This is a genomic window from Mesonia sediminis (assembly GCF_042684705.1).
In the GTDB taxonomy this organism is placed as follows: Bacteria; Bacteroidota; Bacteroidia; order Flavobacteriales; family Flavobacteriaceae; genus Mesonia; species Mesonia sediminis.
The window spans coordinates 673,798-690,021 of record NZ_JBHULZ010000041.1 but is presented as its reverse complement, the minus strand read 5'-3'; the positions used below and the strand labels follow the sequence as shown (position 1 = coordinate 690,021).

12 protein-coding genes are annotated in these 16,224 nt (G+C 37.5%); 7 read left to right on the top strand and 5 right to left on the bottom strand.

Translation table 11 applies throughout. The annotated features are described in order from the left end of the window. Positions 1–72 precede the first annotated feature (72 nt). The 6 genes from ACFSQ0_RS11200 to ACFSQ0_RS11175 all read left to right on the top strand — a co-directional run bounded on the left by ACFSQ0_RS11200 (position 73) and on the right by ACFSQ0_RS11175 (position 8,383). On the top strand, positions 73–2,010 hold the full coding sequence (locus ACFSQ0_RS11200) for a peptidylprolyl isomerase (RefSeq protein WP_379048286.1): 1,938 nt from the start codon (positions 73–75) through the stop codon (positions 2,008–2,010). After that, positions 1,970–2,854 carry a peptidyl-prolyl cis-trans isomerase gene (locus ACFSQ0_RS11195; RefSeq protein WP_379048284.1) on the top strand — a complete coding sequence of 295 codons (885 nt, stop codon included), beginning with the start codon at positions 1,970–1,972 and terminating at the stop codon, positions 2,852–2,854. The genes ACFSQ0_RS11200 and ACFSQ0_RS11195 overlap by 41 nt, the downstream gene beginning before the upstream one ends. Beyond that, on the top strand, positions 2,838–4,274 hold the full coding sequence (locus ACFSQ0_RS11190; protein WP_379048282.1) for a peptidylprolyl isomerase: 1,437 nt from the start codon (positions 2,838–2,840) through the stop codon (positions 4,272–4,274). The genes ACFSQ0_RS11195 and ACFSQ0_RS11190 overlap by 17 nt, the downstream gene beginning before the upstream one ends. A 3-nt stretch (positions 4,275–4,277) precedes the next feature. Beyond that, positions 4,278–5,231 carry an AAA family ATPase gene (locus ACFSQ0_RS11185; protein WP_379048280.1) on the top strand — a complete coding sequence of 318 codons (954 nt, stop codon included), beginning with the start codon at positions 4,278–4,280 and terminating at the stop codon, positions 5,229–5,231. Positions 5,232–5,467: 236 nt separating this feature from the next. Next, a complete protein-coding gene (locus ACFSQ0_RS11180; RefSeq protein ID WP_379048278.1) occupies positions 5,468–7,732 on the top strand; it encodes an aconitate hydratase in 2,265 nt (754 codons plus the stop codon). A gap of 90 nt (positions 7,733–7,822) precedes the next feature. Continuing rightward, positions 7,823–8,383 carry a TlpA family protein disulfide reductase gene (locus ACFSQ0_RS11175; RefSeq protein WP_379048276.1) on the top strand — a complete coding sequence of 187 codons (561 nt, stop codon included), beginning with the start codon at positions 7,823–7,825 and terminating at the stop codon, positions 8,381–8,383. Here the strand turns inward: ACFSQ0_RS11175 and ACFSQ0_RS11170 are convergent, their stop codons facing one another. Genes ACFSQ0_RS11170 through ACFSQ0_RS11150 form a run of 5 tightly spaced genes read right to left on the bottom strand, consistent with a single transcriptional unit; the run spans position 8,384 to position 13,212 of the window. Next, a complete protein-coding gene (locus ACFSQ0_RS11170) occupies positions 8,384–9,529 on the bottom strand; it encodes a lycopene cyclase family protein (RefSeq protein WP_379048274.1) in 1,146 nt (381 codons plus the stop codon). Between the two features lie 24 nt (positions 9,530–9,553). Beyond that, positions 9,554–10,003: a beta-carotene hydroxylase gene (locus ACFSQ0_RS11165; protein ID WP_379048272.1), complete on the bottom strand. Its 450-nt coding sequence runs from the start codon at positions 10,001–10,003 to the stop codon at positions 9,554–9,556. Positions 10,004–10,005: 2 nt separating this feature from the next. Further along, complete coding sequence (locus ACFSQ0_RS11160; protein ID WP_379048270.1) at positions 10,006–10,845, bottom strand: phytoene/squalene synthase family protein; 840 nt, start codon at positions 10,843–10,845, stop codon at positions 10,006–10,008. Between the two features lies 1 nt (position 10,846). Then, on the bottom strand, positions 10,847–12,310 hold the full coding sequence (locus ACFSQ0_RS11155) for a phytoene desaturase family protein (RefSeq protein ID WP_379048268.1): 1,464 nt from the start codon (positions 12,308–12,310) through the stop codon (positions 10,847–10,849). Continuing rightward, positions 12,310–13,212 carry a MerR family transcriptional regulator gene (locus ACFSQ0_RS11150; protein ID WP_379048266.1) on the bottom strand — a complete coding sequence of 301 codons (903 nt, stop codon included), beginning with the start codon at positions 13,210–13,212 and terminating at the stop codon, positions 12,310–12,312. The genes ACFSQ0_RS11155 and ACFSQ0_RS11150 overlap by 1 nt, the downstream gene beginning before the upstream one ends. A 270-nt stretch (positions 13,213–13,482) precedes the next feature. On the opposite strand from ACFSQ0_RS11150, the gene ACFSQ0_RS11145 reads away from it, so the two are divergent. Then, positions 13,483–16,206 carry a TonB-dependent receptor gene (locus tag ACFSQ0_RS11145; protein WP_379048264.1) on the top strand — a complete coding sequence of 908 codons (2,724 nt, stop codon included), beginning with the start codon at positions 13,483–13,485 and terminating at the stop codon, positions 16,204–16,206. Positions 16,207–16,224 lie beyond the last annotated feature (18 nt).

The window sequence follows — 16,224 nt, the reverse complement described above, 5'->3', positions numbered from 1 at the left end:
ATTTTATGCGTTTTATTTATGCTTGTTTAACGCTATAGAATTGTTATTTTTGGGCGAATTAATAAAGAAATCATGAAAAAAATCGTTTTACTTTGTTTTTTAAGCTTTGCTAGTGTAGTGTGGGCTCAAGACCAAGAACAAGTTTTACTTCAAATTAACGATGAGCCGGTAATGGCCGAAGAGTTTAAACGAGTGTTCTCTAAAAACCTTGATTTGTTAGATCCAGAAGATAGGGATGCGCAATCGTACTTAGATTTATTTATTGATTATAAGTTAAAATTAAACGAAGCCTATGCACTGCAATTAGATACTTTACAGAGTCATCGCGCAGAGTATGATATTTACCGCATGCAATTGGCCGATAAATTTATGCGTAATACCACCGCTACAGATGAGTTGGTTAAAGAAGCGTACAAACGCAAGCAGCACGTGCTTGAAGCATCCCATATTTTATTGCAATGGCCAAAAGATGCCACAGCAAAAGACTCACTGGTAGTTTACCAGCGTGCTGTGGCTATAAAGAAAGAAATAGACGAGGGGATGAGTTTTCAAGCGGCTGCTTTGAAATATTCAGATGATCCTAGTGTAAGCGAGAACCAAGGTCAGCTGGGTTGGTTCGGACCCTTTAAAATGATTTACCCCTTTGAAACGGCGGCCTATGCTACGCCTGTAGGGGAAGTATCTGATCCGGTAAAAACTCGATTTGGTTATCACCTCATACATGTAACGGGAAAACGCGAGGCTGGCGGGCGTGTAAAAGTGGCCCACATTATGCTTACCGATAAAGAAGGAGAGCAAGATGCAGAACAAAAGATTAAAGCCATTGCCGAGCGTATAAAACAAGGAGCAAGTTTTGCCGATATGGCCAAGCAATACAGCGAAGATACCAATACCGCTGCAAATGGTGGGGAGTTGAAAGCCTTTGAAAAAGCTAGTTTGATGAGTGCTAAGTTTGAAGAGGCTGCCTTTGCTTTGAGCGAAGAAAACCCTATTTCTGAGCCGGTAAAAACCGAATTTGGTTGGCACTTGATTAAGCTCATTTTTAAGCAAGATTTACTTCCATTTAGCGATATGAAAGATCAATTGGCGAGACAAGTGCAACAAGATGTGCGTGCGCAAATGATAGATGCCGATATTATTAAAAAAATTGATTCGACTATTGAGGTAGAAGAAAACCCTGAGGCCTTAGCTTTCTTTACGGATTTTATTGATGAAGATTTTTTTACTATTAAAGATAAATCCGCCTTAAGCGAAAAACTACCCGAAGATTTTGTGGTTAAATTTCCTAAAGAAACCAAAACCTACGCGAATTTCTTTAGCTACTTAGTGATTAATCAAGTGAAAACGCCGCGAAATGAATTTGTTAAAAACCAATGGGTAAAACAATTGCTTAAAAACTACATTAAGCTTGAAAAGAAACGCTACTATAAAGAATATTTAGATGAGTATAATGCAGAGTATGCCGGTATTATAGAAGAGTACAAAAACGGTTTGCTTTTGTTTGATTTGATGCAGCAGAAAGTATGGGAGGCAAGCAATAAGGATTCGCTTGGTTTACAACAGTTTTATGAACAACATGCAAAAGATTTTAAAAAACCAGCGCAATTTAAAGCAACTATAGCCTCTGGGCCAGATAAGAAAACACTTAGAAAATTACGTAAAGCCTGGTCGAAAAATCCAGAAGATGCATCGGCTTTAAGACAGCGTTATAGAGCACAAAATCTGTTATTTGATCAAGGGCGCTATTCGCTTAAGGATAAGCAAATACCATCTAAGTTGAAAGCAAAACCAGGTAGTAGTAAGATTTACAAACACAACGGACAGTATGTTTGGTTATGGGTAGAAGAGTTGAAGCCAGCCGGTATACCGCCTTTGGCCGAAATTAGAGGGGAAGTAGCCAATGCTTACCAAAACCAATTGGAAGAAAACTGGATTGCCCAGTTGCGCGCCGAAAATAATATAACCATAAATGAGTCGGTTTTTGAAAAATTACAAGAAGAACTTAAATAAAATCCGCTTAAGCCTGCTTAGCTTACTGGCACTTCTACTGGTGCAGTGTGATCTTTTGGTTCCCGCAGAATCAAAAACTCCGCTGGCCAAGGTATATGACAACTACTTGTATGAAGAGCAAGTATTAGATTTAATGCCTAAGCAATTAACTGGTGAAGATAGTGTAATTTTTTTGCGCAATTATGTAAAAGATTGGGCCACTGAGCAATTGTTGCTGCACCGTGCGAAGATAAATCTATCTCAAGAAAAACAACAAGAGTTTAACCGATTGGTAGAGCAGTATAAAATAAACCTATACAGTGAAGCTTATAAGAGTATGCTTATAGGGCAACGTATAGACACTACGGTGAGCCAAACAGCCATTCGTGATTATTACCAAGAGAATAAGGAAAACTTTAAACTCAATCAGAATTTAGTGCGCTTGCGTTATATTCAAATTCCGTTGGATTTTAAGAACACCAAAGAATTGAAAAAGAATTTTGACCGGTTTAATCTTGATGATCAAATCGATATTCAAGATCAGGCCATCACTTATTTAAAATTTAGATTTAATGATTCTACTTGGTATAACTTAGCAGATGTGATAAAAGATGTACCTTTGCTCGACGAGCAAAAAATAAAAGAAAATCAAGCCAAGCTTTTGCAACTTGAAGATTCGAGCAGCGTCTTTTTAGTGAAAATTAAAGACTTTAAAGCCCGGAATGAATTGGCTCCGGTAGAATATGTGGAGCCGACGATTAAACAAATTTTAATCAACAGACGCAAGTTGAAACTGGCCGATGAATTAGAAAAAGAAATTATAGATAATGCAATTAAAAATAGAAAATTTGAAGAGTTTTATTAGCAGCATGGTGTTTTGTCTAGGTCTTCTGGCAACTGCCTGGGGGCAAACCACACCACAAGACAGTACTTTGGTAATCACCGGCGAGGAAGAGCAATTATTACTCGCTCAACAAGCCGATTCGGTGAAAACCTTTCAGCGCTTTAAAGCGGATGGAATTGCTGCCGTAGTGGGAGATTACTTGATTTTAGAAAGTGATATTTTAAAGATGAAGGCCGATGCCAAAACCCAAGGTATGGATATGAGCCAGATTAACGACTGCCAATTGGTAGGACGATTAATGGAGAATAAGCTCTATGCGCATCACGCTCAGCTAGACAGTACCATCGTGGTAAGCGCCGATGAAATTAACGCGATGATCGATCAGCAGTTAGATCGTATGATGGCTCAAGTGGGCGATATTGAGAAAGTATTGGCTTTTTATCGCAAAGATACCGAAGCTGATTTACGCGAGGAACTTTTTAAAATCAATAAAGAACGTACTTTAAGTAGCCGTATGCAAGATAAAATTGTTGGCGAGATGGAAGTAACCCCCGAAGAAGTACGTAGCTTTTTTAACTCTATTCCTGAAGACGAACGCCCTTTGTTTGGCGATGAGGTAGAAATTGCACATTTGGTAATTAAACCCGAAGTACCCCAAAGCGAAAAGCAAAAGGTAATTGACCGTTTAAATGAAATGCGAACCGACATTGTAGAAAACGGAGCTAGTTTTTCAACCAAGGCCGTATTGTATTCTCAAGACGGAACCAGTATGCGTGGAGGGCAAATGAGTATTACCCGTAATGATCCTTTAGATAAAGACTTTAAGCAAGTGGCTTTTAGTTTGCAAGAAGGCGAGGTAAGTAAGCCGTTTAAAACCGAGTTTGGCTACCATATTGTACAGTTAGATAAGATAAGAGGGAAGGTGCTGGATATTCGACATATTATCTTAATACCTCAGGTAACCGAAGAAACCGTGCAAGCGGCACGCAAGAAAATCGATAGTATTCGTTCGCGAATTGTAAATAATGAAATTACTTTTGACGAGGCGGCACGTTTATATTCTGAAGAAAAGGAAACCAAGGGAGATGGAGGTAAATTAATCAATCCAAAATCGGGGGATACCCGTTTTGAATTGACCGATATCGATCCGCTTATTTACGATCAGGTAAACAATTTGGAAGAGGGGGAAGTTTCTTCCGTTTTAATGGATCAAACAAGAACCGGAACTAAATTCTTTAAATTAGTAACGGTTAATAAAAAACATGAGGAGCACTTGGCAAATTATGCCCAAGACTACACCAAAATTAAAGAGCTTGCTTTACGCGAAAAACAATTGAAATCGATTGAAAAATGGCAGCGTGAAAAGATTATGGATACCTATATCAAAATTAGCGATGACTACAAGCAATGCGATTTTAAAAGTAACTGGTTAAAGCAATAAAATATGACAGAAGTTCAAAAACTAAAACAGTTTGTAGCTAAATACCAAGAATTAAAAAGCGAAATCGCCAAGGTAATCGTAGGTCAAGAGAAAGTTGTTGATCAGATATTATGGTCGGTTTTTTCTGGAGGTCACGCTTTGTTAATCGGTGTACCTGGATTGGCAAAAACCCTAATGGTACAAACCATTTCGCAAGCTTTGGGGCTTGATTTTAAACGGGTACAGTTTACACCCGATTTAATGCCGAGTGATATTATAGGTGCAGAGTTATTAGATGAAAAACGTCAATTTAAATTTATCAAAGGGCCGGTATTTGCCAATATTGTTTTGGCAGATGAGATCAATCGTACCCCACCTAAAACCCAAGCTGCTTTACTTGAAGCTATGCAAGAAAAGCATGTTACTGTGGCCGGTAAAAGTTATGCCTTACCCTTACCTTATTTTGTTTTGGCTACCCAAAACCCTATAGAACAAGAGGGAACATATCCTTTACCAGAAGCTCAGTTAGACCGGTTTATGTTTTCTATATTGTTAGAATATCCCAGCTATGAGGAAGAAGTAAACGTGGTAAAGAATACGACTAATATCCGTAAAGAAAATATTAAAGCCCTATTTACTGCCGATGAAATCGCTTCGTTACAAAATCTTATAAGGCAGATGCCAGTTGCCGACAATGTGATAGAGTATGCGGTAAAACTGGTAGGTAAAACCCGACCCGCGGGAGAATTTGCACCCGATTTAGTGAAGGAGTATGTAGACTGGGGTGCTGGTCCTCGTGCCTCACAAAATTTAATTTTAGCTGCTAAAACCCATGCCGCAAGTAAAAGCAAGTTTTCGCCCGATATAGCCGACGTTAAAGCGGTTGCCACCGGAATATTGCGGCATAGAATCATTAAAAATTACAAAGCCGAAGCAGAAGGATTTACCGAAGAGCGTATTATTGCTGAAATACTGTAAGTACCACAAATTGATTTTATGTTAAGTTTTTATCCTTATTTTTAATAGAATCGTAAGATTGTCGATTAAAATTTTCATACTGCTAAATTTTAAGTAAAAAACCTTATTTAGACTCGTTTTAAGTAAGGTTTTCTTGATTTTGTTGCTTATTTTTCTGATAAAAGCTAAAAAGCCTAGTTATTTTTTAATTTGATAGGAATTGCTTAATTTCGCAGCACTTTAAAACAATTAAACCTATGGCATACGATATTGATATGATTAAAAAGGTTTACAACCAAATCGCAGAGCGTGTAGACAAAGCGCGTGAGATTGTGGGTAAACCCTTAACGCTTTCAGAAAAAATACTTTACGCCCATCTTTGGGATGGAGAACCTACAACGGCTTATAAGCGAGCAACCGATTATGTAAACTTTGCACCAGACCGTATTGCTTGTCAAGATGCAACGGCACAAATGGCTTTATTGCAGTTTATGCAAGCTGGTAAAAAGAAGGTGGAGGTGCCTACTACGGTGCACTGTGATCACTTAATTCAAGCTAAACAGGGAGCAGCAAAAGATTTAAAACGTGCCAATGAAACCAGTAATGAGGTTTTTGATTTCTTAGAGTCGGTTTCAAACAAATACGGCATAGGTTTCTGGAAACCAGGAGCTGGTATTATACACCAAGTGGTATTAGAGAACTATGCTTTTCCTGGTGGAATGATGATTGGTACCGATTCACATACGGTAAATGCTGGTGGACTAGGAATGGTAGCTATTGGTGTTGGAGGTGCAGATGCTGTTGATGTAATGGCGGGAATGCCTTGGGAGTTGAAATTCCCTAAATTAATCGGGGTAAAGTTAACCGGTGAATTAAACGGATGGACGGCCTCTAAAGATGTAATTTTAAAAGTAGCAGGTATCTTAACCGTAAAAGGAGGTACTGGTGCGATTATAGAATATTTTGGGCCAGGAGCTAAGGCTATGTCTTGTACAGGAAAAGGAACCATTTGTAATATGGGAGCCGAAGTAGGAGCAACTACTTCAACCTTTGGTTACGATGACTCTATGGAGCGTTTCTTGCGCGCAACTAATCGTGATGACGTGGCCGATGCTGCGAACGAAGTGCGTGAGTACTTGACGGGAGATGACGAAGTTTACGCGAACCCAGAGCAGTATTTTGATGAAGTTATCGAAATTGACTTGTCAACGCTTAAGCCGCATTTAAACGGACCATTTACTCCAGATTTAGCTACTCCTATTTCAGAAATGAGCGAGAAGGCGCAAAAGAATGGTTGGCCTATTCAAGTAGATTGGGGACTTATTGGTTCTTGTACCAACTCTTCTTATGAAGATCTTACTCGTGCCGCCTCGATTGCTAAACAAGCAGTAGATAAAAACATAAAAGCAAAATCAGATTTCGGAATCAACCCAGGATCAGAGCAAATTCGTTATACGGCTGAGCGCGATGGATTGCTTCAAATTTTTGAAGATTTAGATGCAACCATCTTTACCAATGCTTGCGGACCTTGTATTGGGCAATGGGATAGAAGCGACCGTAAGGGCGAAGAGAAAAATACTATTGTGCACTCGTTTAACCGAAACTTCTCAAAACGTGCCGATGGAAACCCAAATACCCACGCATTTGTAGGTTCGCCAGAAATGGTAGCCGCAATTGCAATTTCGGGAAGATTAGATTTTGATCCTACACGCGATAAACTAATCAATGAAGATGGGGAAGAGGTAATGCTAGAAGAACCAAAAGGATTAGAACTTCCTCCTAAAGGATTTGATGTTGAAGATCCGGGTTATGTAGCACCTCGTAAAGATGGTAGCTCGGTAGAAGTTAAAGTAGCGCCAACATCTGAGCGTCTACAATTGTTAACACCATTTGAGCCTTGGGACGGTAAAAATATCATCGGTGCTAAATTGTTAATTAAAGCACATGGTAAATGTACTACCGACCATATTTCAATGGCCGGACCTTGGTTGCGTTTTAGAGGGCATCTTGATAACATCTCAAACAACTGTTTGATTGGTGCGGTTAATGCCTTTAACATGAAGACCAACTTTGTTAAAAATCAATTGACTGGCGAGTACGGAGGTGTTCCCGATACTCAGCGTGAATACAAAGCTGCAGGTATTCCTACCGTTGTAGTAGGAGACCACAACTACGGTGAGGGTTCTTCACGAGAGCACGCTGCTATGGAGCCTAGACACCTTGGGGTATATGTAGTATTGGTAAAATCTTTTGCCCGTATTCACGAAACCAACTTGAAAAAACAAGGTATGTTGGGAATCACTTTTGCGAATGAATCCGATTATGATTTAATTCAGGAAGATGATACTTTTAACTTTACGGATTTAGAATCGTTTGCACCGGGCAAGCCGTTAACCATTGAAGTGGTACACGCCGATGGTTCTAAAGATGTGATAAAAGCAAATCATACTTACAACGAGAATCAAATCGAATGGTATAAAGAAGGTTCTGCGCTTAACTTGATTAAGAAGATGAATGCTTAAGCCAGAAATTCTATTTAAATATCTAAGAAAGCCTCTGATTTCAGGGGCTTTTTTGTTAGTTTTAAGGTATATAATCGACTAAACCTAAAAATGAAGTTTCTTAAAAAACACTGGAGTAGTATTTTATTTGGGTTGTTCTTGATTTTACTAATCATTCCGCAAACTCGAATGCCTATTATGGTTACGGTAAACCGAATTATTTCTTTTAGTCCGAGTATGAAAGATGCCGCTGACCAAAAGCGCTTAGAATCTTTTTCTTGGACCTTGCGCGATGCAAATGGACAAATGCATAACTTGAAAGAGGTTGAAGGAGAGGTTATCGTTTTAAACTACTGGGCAACTTGGTGTCCGCCTTGCGTAGCCGAAATGCCCGATTTTGAAAACTTGTACACTGCTTATAAAGATCGTGTACGTTTTTATTTTATTACCCAAGATGATGCGAGTAAGGTTAAAGCTTTTGTGGATAAACACAATTATAGCATGCCTGTATATTATCCGCAAAGTCAGCCTCCTACTAATTTACAAAGCAATGCTTTACCAACAACTTTTTTTATTGATAAATCAGGGAAGATCGTGCTAGAAAAAACAGGAGCGGCAAGTTGGAACAGCGATAAAACAAGAAATATTTTAGATCAATTATTATCCGATTGATCAAAAGCGGGTTTGAAAAAAAGCTTTGATGAATGCCCAGCTAAAAAGACTTCGCATAATTTTAAACTCTTCTTTAAATCGACTTTCTTCATCTAAAAATCGAAACATAGTGGGTACAGAATTTTTTGTGTAAAATTGAGTAAATAACCAAGGACCTAAATGGTTGTTATCATGTAAAACTTTTAGAAATATAGTATCGTAGAAATTGTATTTTTTGCTGTAAAGACCATAAGAAGGAAATCTATCTTTCTGGATGTTTTTGATTATATGTTTGACTTTTTTTTCGGTATTTTTAAAAGAATAACCACTAGAGGGTTTCACCCAACCCCCTCCGGTGCCGATTTTTGTGATGCGGCTCGTGTGGTGTTTATGAAAAGGGTAATTACTCATCGGAATATTGCCCGTTTCGGTTTCTAAAATTTCAAAATCTGTTGTGTTTAGATAATTCTTGAGGTAGTCTTTGTTGTATTGATCATAAACACTTTCTTTTACCGTAAACGGACTAAAAAAGGTAAATTCGATTAAAGCTTCATTTGGACTATAAGGCAAAACATACATAAAGCTGGTACTGTTGGGATAAGATAAGCGATAGTCCATCATTGTAAAGGCTTGGGTGTTAAAAACGGGATTTTTTGTTTTAACTCTTATTCCTTTAAAATGCTGCTGAATTTTAAGGTAGCGGTTTTGGTTATAGAAAGCCGCTGGAATTCTACTGTCAAAAACATGGCTGCAATGGTAACTACACAAAGCGGTGGTGACAATTGCTTTCTTTCTGTTTTCTTGAATTCCAACAACCTCTTCCTCTATAAAAATTACATGAGGGTAGGCCTTTAACTTCTCAAATGAGTAATTATAAAAATCTGCGGCGTTAAGGCTTTTATAGGTATACGGAGTCAGTTTAAGCTTTAGCTTTGTGTTTGGTGCTTTAAAAAAAGCATATGAATAAGAAGAAGATAGAATGCTATCCCATTTCCCTACACCAGCCTCCCAGAATGACCAGGTTTTATCGTTTTCACGGGGCCTACGCTTATCGATTAAAGCTATTTTCTTATTTGTTGCTTGGGTTTCTTCAGCCAAAGCTAAGGCAAGTTGTAGTCCTGCACATCCTGCACCAACAATTACATAATGAAAGCCAGTATTGAGCATAAGCCGTTGATGCCTTGAGGTAGTTTATTTTTTAAAATATTTGAAAGGTACGATTAGCATTCCAAAGTTTTCACTTTTTTCTTTACCTAAATGCTTGTGATGAATTTTGTGTGCACGTCTTATGCCTCTAGCGTACCAGTTATTAGCATTTCGAAACATTTTAAAACGTTGATGAATAAAAATATCGTGTACCGTAAAATAGGCTAGACCATAGGCAAAAATACCTAAACCGATGGGCAGTGCAAACCATATGTCCTCATATCGCCACAAAAGGAAACAACCTATACTAACCAAAGCATAAAAAATAAAGAATAAATCGTTGCGTTCCCACCAGTGGCTGTGATCTTTTTGATGGTGATCTTTATGAAGACTCCATAAAAAGCCGTGCATAATATATTTATGTGTAAACCAAGCCATAAACTCCATAAAGAAAAAAGTAGCCAGAAATACTAATATCCAATAAAATACTTGCATAGTTAAATTAATTTTAATCGGTAAGACACATAACATTGCGCCATTAAGCCAAATTTTTGATAATTAGAAACACGAATTCGTTTTTCCTTGATTTGCAAAGATGGTGTATTTTTTAATTTACTTAATAGTTTCGAGTAATAAATATAAGCGGTATATACGCCCAATTTAGCTTCGACGGGAAGCTTAACAATTCCGCGTAAGCCGCTGGCAAAATCGGTTTCTATTTCTTGAATTATTTTTTGTTTACTCGTTTCGTCTAACTCGTTAAGATTAGTTTCTGGAAAGTAAGTACGGTTGAGGTCTTCGTGATCGGCTTTTAGATCTCTTAAAAAGTTTACCTTTTGAAAAGCTGAGCCCAAACGCATCGCATCATCTTTGAGTTGATTGTATTTTTTTTCGTCGCCTTTTACAAAAACTTTTAAGCACATTAAACCCACCACATCTGCGCTGCCGTAAATGTAATCTAGGTACTCTTGATGTGTATGGTATTGTTTTTTGGTGAGATCCATTTTCATACTTCGCATAAAAGCTTGGTACAGCTCGGGCTGAATATTATAGCGATATACCGTTTCTTGAAAAGCATTAAGTATAGGATTTAAACTGATTTTATGCTCAAGTGCATCTTGCAAATCTTTTTCAAAACGATCAAATAAATACGCCTTATCATAGTCGTGAAAAGAATCTACGATTTCATCAGCAAAGCGCACAAATCCGTAAATATTATAAATATCTTGGCGAATACTTGGTGCCAGTAATTTCGTGGCCATAGAAAATGAGGTGCTATAGCTTTCGGTTACCGCTTTACTGCATTTATGTGAAACCAGATCGAATAATGCTTTCATGTTAATTTTTTTTATCGATAAGTTCTGCGCTTAATTTACCTGATATTAAGGAGGGCGGCACCCCTGGGCCTGGAACGGTTAGTTGCCCTGTAAAATAAAGTCCGTTTACCTTACCGCTTTTGAGTTTTGGCCTTAAAAATGCTGTTTGCAGCAAAGTATTGGCTAACCCGTAAGCGTTGCCTTTATATGAATTGTAATCGTTTACAAAATCATTCACGCAATAACTTGTTTTAAATATAGTATTTTTTTTAACTTTTTGTTGAGTTATTTTTTCAAATCTACTTAAAATCTTATCAAAATAAGATTCACGTAGTTGTTCATTGTCCTCAATTCCCGGTGCCAGGGGGATTAAGAAAATACCTGCTTCTTGGCCTTCGGGTGCAGCCATCTTATCGGTTTTAGATGGGAAACTAGCATAAAACAGTGGTTCTTCTGGCCAACTAGGCTTATCGTAGATACTGTAAGCGTGCGCTTTAAAATCTACGTCGAAAAATAAGGTATGATGATCTACATTCTTTAATTTTTTATCAAAACCTACATAAAAGAGTAGGGAGGAGGGTGCAAATGTTTTTTTAGACCAGTACTTTTCACTGTATTGACGATAGTTTGTATCGAGAAGGCTTTCGGTGTGGTGATAATCGGCACCACTTAGAACGATATCGGAAGGAATAAATGCTTCGTTACAAACTAAACCTTTCACTTGGTTTTGTTCATCGACCTCTATTTTACTAATATTCGAATCGGTATGAATGCTAACACCCAAATCTTGAGCTAATTGTGCGATTCCTCTTATTACTTCAAACATTCCACCTTTGGGGTGCCAAGTACCTAGACCTAAATCGGCATAATTCATAAAGTTGTAAAAAGCGGGTGTGTCGCTTGGCTTGGCGCCTAGGAATAAAACTGGGAATTCAAGGGCCTGAATCAACTGCGGATTTTTAAAACGCTTGCGCACCTGTTTAGAAATGGTGCTAAAAAACTGCCCGATTTTTAGGCTTGTCTCTGGAGTGATTAACTCTAAAGGAGATACTCCTGGTCTATATACTAAATCTTTAATAGCAATATTATAATTATCTTGGGCTGACTCAATAAATTTAGCCAGACTTTTAGCACTTCCTGGTTCTATACGTTCAAATTCTGCATAGATTTTATCAAGTGTATCTCCTATTGTAATTCGCTCATTTTGGCTGAAATAAATACTGTAGGCGGGACTTAGTTTAATCAACTCATAATAATCACTAGGTTGTTTACCAAAATCAGCAAAAAAACGTTCAAATACATCAGGCATCCAGTACCATGTTGGTCCCATGTCGAAAGTAAAACCGTCTTTTCTGTATTGACGAGCGCGGCCACCAATGCTTTTATTTTTTTCATAAACCTGCACTTTGTGTCCTGCTTTAGCTAAATAACAAGCGGCGGACAAACCGGCAAATCCTGATCCTATTATAGATATATTTTTTTTCATTAAATGGAGCGTATAAATGTAGTTGGATTTTCGTAAATGTTTATTTGTGGCGGTAAATCTTCTATATTTAACGCTTTTGTTTTTAAGCCCAGTAATGCTAACTGGAAACGATTGGAATCTCCATTAGCTAGTATCTTATCATAAAACTCTTTAAGGTAAGTTTCTGGACTTTCAGGTTTTATGGTAAAAACACTCACAAAATAAACCAATTTGTCTTGGCTCGCAAAACTGGTTAAGTCTTCTAAAGGAATAGAGTGACCTAAATATACTACTTTATAACCTAAGCTAAGCAAGGAATACTGTAGATAGAGCAGGCCAATATCGTGTATTTCATTATTGGGCAAAAATAAGATAAATATTTTTTCCTTATTAAACGCGGGCTCGATTTGTAGTTTTTCGATATTGCTGAATAGTTTTTGCCTGATAAGATGCGATATAAAATGTTCATGCGCTGGTTTTACCGTATTGGTCTGCCATAAATCACCTATTTGCTTTAACATAGGGATGAATACCTCTTCATAAATTTCTTGAAAAGTCATTTTTTCAAGCAGCGCATTGTAAGTATTTAGAAAAAGGCTGTGGTCAAAATTATACATGGATACAAAAAAAGCTTTTATAGCTCTATTCTCTGCATTATTAGCTGTTCTAATTTCGTGAGTGAGTTTATCTATTTCATCATTTTTAAGTTTTGAAATTCGAGATATTTTATATCCGTTTTCATTTAAGAATGCAATATTCAACAAGCGCTGTAAGGCCTTTGTGTCGTAAACCCTTATATTGGTATCGGTTCGTTCGGGTTTTAAGATGTGGTATCTTTTTTCCCAAATCCGGATGGTGTGCGCCTTAACTCCGCTAAGGGCTTCTAAATCCTTGATGTTGAATTCGTTTTTTACATATTCCATAACTCTTGTATCTTACTGTCAAAGCTAAACAAACTTAGTTTATTTTTGTTTAAATAAAAAGTTAAATCATTAAACAAAATTTTTAATAATACTTTGTTTCTCTTTTTTCTGCTATTAAGCGATTGAAAAACAGCCTAGTGTTAAGCTATTGGATTAGCGAAAGCTTACACCAATAGTATATTGGGTACTGGTTAAATTATATTATTTATTTTAAGTCTAAATAAAATTAATTAATTAGTTTTGCATCGCAAAAACAGAAAACTTATAGATTTGCGGTTTTTTATTGTGTTTTTTTTATTGCCTATCAGTGTGTTTGCTCAGCAAAGGATTACGGGTAGTGTGCAAGATGCGGAAAGCTTAGAGAGGTTACCTTATGTAAGCGTTATCAATTTAACCACCAATACTTGGGTATTAACCGATGAGGAAGGTAATTTTAGTATTGGGGTAGGTGAATTAAAGCGGGTAGAATTGCAATTCCAATTATTAGGAAAAAAGACAATTACCCGTTGGTTTGATACAAAAAATAGCCTAGATGATATTAAAATTTCTTTAGCAGATGAAAATTTGCGCTTAGAAGAGGTTGTGGTTAAAGCTACCAAAGGTCATACTTTTTCTGAGGTTCTTTTTGAAGAGGAAGCCATAAATCAAGTGCAAGCTTTCTCGCTTAATGAAGTTTTAGAACAGCTACCAGGACAGCAAATCAGCAATTTTAGTTTAAACGAATTTAAACCCATTGCCTTTAGAACGGTGCGTCCCAATACAGTTTCAGATGACGGTTTTGGTAATAAATCTTTTGGAACTGCTGTGGTGGTTGATGATATACCTTTGAGCAATAATGAGAATATGCAGAGTTACACGGCTAATATGGCTTCTCCTTTTGCGGCCAACTATCTAGGCTTTGGCGATAACCGTGCAGGAACCGGATTTAATGGCACCTTTTCCAATGCTAATTTTGGAGTAGATCTTAGGCAAATAGCTACACAGAACATAGAAAAAATTGAAGTGGTACAAGGGATCCCTTCGGTTAAATATGGCGATCTTACTTCGGGTTTAATTAAAATTGATCAAAAAGCTGGGCGTTCGCCTTATTTGGCCTACGCTTCTTTGCGAGAAGGTACTACAGAGTATGGGGTAAATAAGGGTTTGACGCTTCCTAGCGGATTAGGCTTCTTAAACGTTTCGACTAGCTTCCTAGATGCACAAGCAAATCCGCGTGAAGCCTATACCAATTATAGAAGAGTGAATAGCCAATTGATGTGGAGTTGGGCCAATAAAGAGAAAAACATCAAAAATTCGCTTAGCTTGCAATACGGATTTCATTTAGATGATGTAAACTATGACAAAGAGGAGCGCAGTGAAAAGAAAGTAAAGAACGAGCAAAAAGATTGGCGCTTAACCAATAGGTTTAGCTACCATTTTAAGCCTAAGGCTTTCCTAGACTATTTTGATTTTAATGTTAATTTCAATTTTTCTTCGCAGTATAGTTTTGAAAGTAAAGCAGTAAATAACGGGGGTAAATTAGTTGGTTTTGGAACGCGTGAGGGGGTTTATGAAGGTGTTTATACCGCACCGCGTTATACTTCTGTTAAAGCAGTAGAAGGTAAGCCCCTATCGCTTTATGCTGCCGGTTTGGTTTATAAGTCTATTAGCAATTTAAACAGTACTCATAACCTATCGGCTGGTTTTAATTACCGATTAAGTGATAATTTGGGGGCAGGTCGTTTGGGTTCGCCAAAAACCAGTATCAGTCAGTTTACCAATCAAACCGGTTCTGGTTCTTCAGCTTTTAGACCTTATAATTATGCCGATCAAGTTCAAGCTGAATCACAAATCTCTCTTTTCTTAGAAGATGATTTCACCCGTTTTTATAAGAATAAAACCCTGCGTATCACGGCAGGATTGAGAGCCGATTTACAAAATGAATATTTAAGTCTATCTCCGCGGGTAAATTCGGCTTTGATTTTTAACAAAATAAAATTAAGAGCTGGCTTAGGACTTACGGCCAAAGCTCCTTCGCTGAATCAAATTTATACCGGTTACAGGTATTATGATGTGGTCTTGGCCGATTTTAGGTATCCTGGTGTGTATAATATTGGCGCCATTCAAACTTTTGTAGAACGGGAAGATAACCCCAATGTAAAACCCTCGCGTAGTTTAAGAACAGAGTTAGGAGCCGATTATAAGTTTGGGTTTGCTACGCTAAATATTACCGCTTTTTACAACAAACTTTTTCAAGGAATATCCAGTCAGTCGTACGCCGTTCGTCGTGATTTAGCCGAAGTAGCTATTGATGATAGCGACTTGCAAAACCCAGAATTGCAAATTACTGGTTATCGGCCCTATTACTATACTGAGTCACAAATTGCTAATGTTTTTGAGTCGGAAGACTATGGGGTAGAAACATTTCTTAATTTTCCGTCTTTGGTGTTTAAGCAGTTAAGCTTTGGTTTGCAAGCCAGTTATGTGCGCACACAAGACTTTCCTGGAAATGACCGATTTGTAAAATCTTCAGATGCATCTACGCCGATTCAATTTGGGTTATATAAACGTGGAATTGTAAACCGAGAGAAACTTAATTTAGGAGGAAACCTTAGTTATCATATTCCACAAATAGGTTTGCTAATCAACGTTCGGTCAGAGCATATCATAATCGATAACTATCAGCGAGGAGCGTCGCTCTACCCGTATGCCTATATTGATAGTCAGTTAAATAAAGTAAGTATTGCACCAAGTGAGCAAAACAATACCGATTTATTTGGTGACATTATAAAACCAGACGCAGGTTATGTTCAGCCGCAAACCGAGGTATATCACAACTACCATTTGCGTATTTCTAAAGACTTCCTTAACGGATTTCGTTTTAGTTTTTATGTAAATAATTTCTTAGATCTAAAACCAACCCGGCTGGTGATAGAAAATGGTCAATTGGTGAAGCGTACCAATCCAGATGTAGTACAGCTTTCATTTGGAACTAAAATAGAATATCAATTTTAAACAATAACAAATATAAAA

Coding starts and splice junctions, on each gene's coding strand:
- ACFSQ0_RS11200 (WP_379048286.1), top strand. CDS start 73: ATGAAAAAAATCGTTTTACTTTGTTTTTTAAGCTTTGCTAGTGTAGTG.
- ACFSQ0_RS11195 (WP_379048284.1), top strand. CDS start 1,970: ATGAGTCGGTTTTTGAAAAATTACAAGAAGAACTTAAATAAAATCCGC.
- ACFSQ0_RS11185 (WP_379048280.1), top strand. CDS start 4,278: ATGACAGAAGTTCAAAAACTAAAACAGTTTGTAGCTAAATACCAAGAA.
- ACFSQ0_RS11180 (WP_379048278.1), top strand. CDS start 5,468: ATGGCATACGATATTGATATGATTAAAAAGGTTTACAACCAAATCGCA.
- ACFSQ0_RS11175 (WP_379048276.1), top strand. CDS start 7,823: ATGAAGTTTCTTAAAAAACACTGGAGTAGTATTTTATTTGGGTTGTTC.
- ACFSQ0_RS11170 (WP_379048274.1), bottom strand. CDS start 9,529: ATGCTCAATACTGGCTTTCATTATGTAATTGTTGGTGCAGGATGTGCA.
- ACFSQ0_RS11165 (WP_379048272.1), bottom strand. CDS start 10,003: ATGCAAGTATTTTATTGGATATTAGTATTTCTGGCTACTTTTTTCTTT.
- ACFSQ0_RS11160 (WP_379048270.1), bottom strand. CDS start 10,845: ATGAAAGCATTATTCGATCTGGTTTCACATAAATGCAGTAAAGCGGTA.
- ACFSQ0_RS11155 (WP_379048268.1), bottom strand. CDS start 12,310: ATGAAAAAAAATATATCTATAATAGGATCAGGATTTGCCGGTTTGTCC.
- ACFSQ0_RS11150 (WP_379048266.1), bottom strand. CDS start 13,212: ATGGAATATGTAAAAAACGAATTCAACATCAAGGATTTAGAAGCCCTT.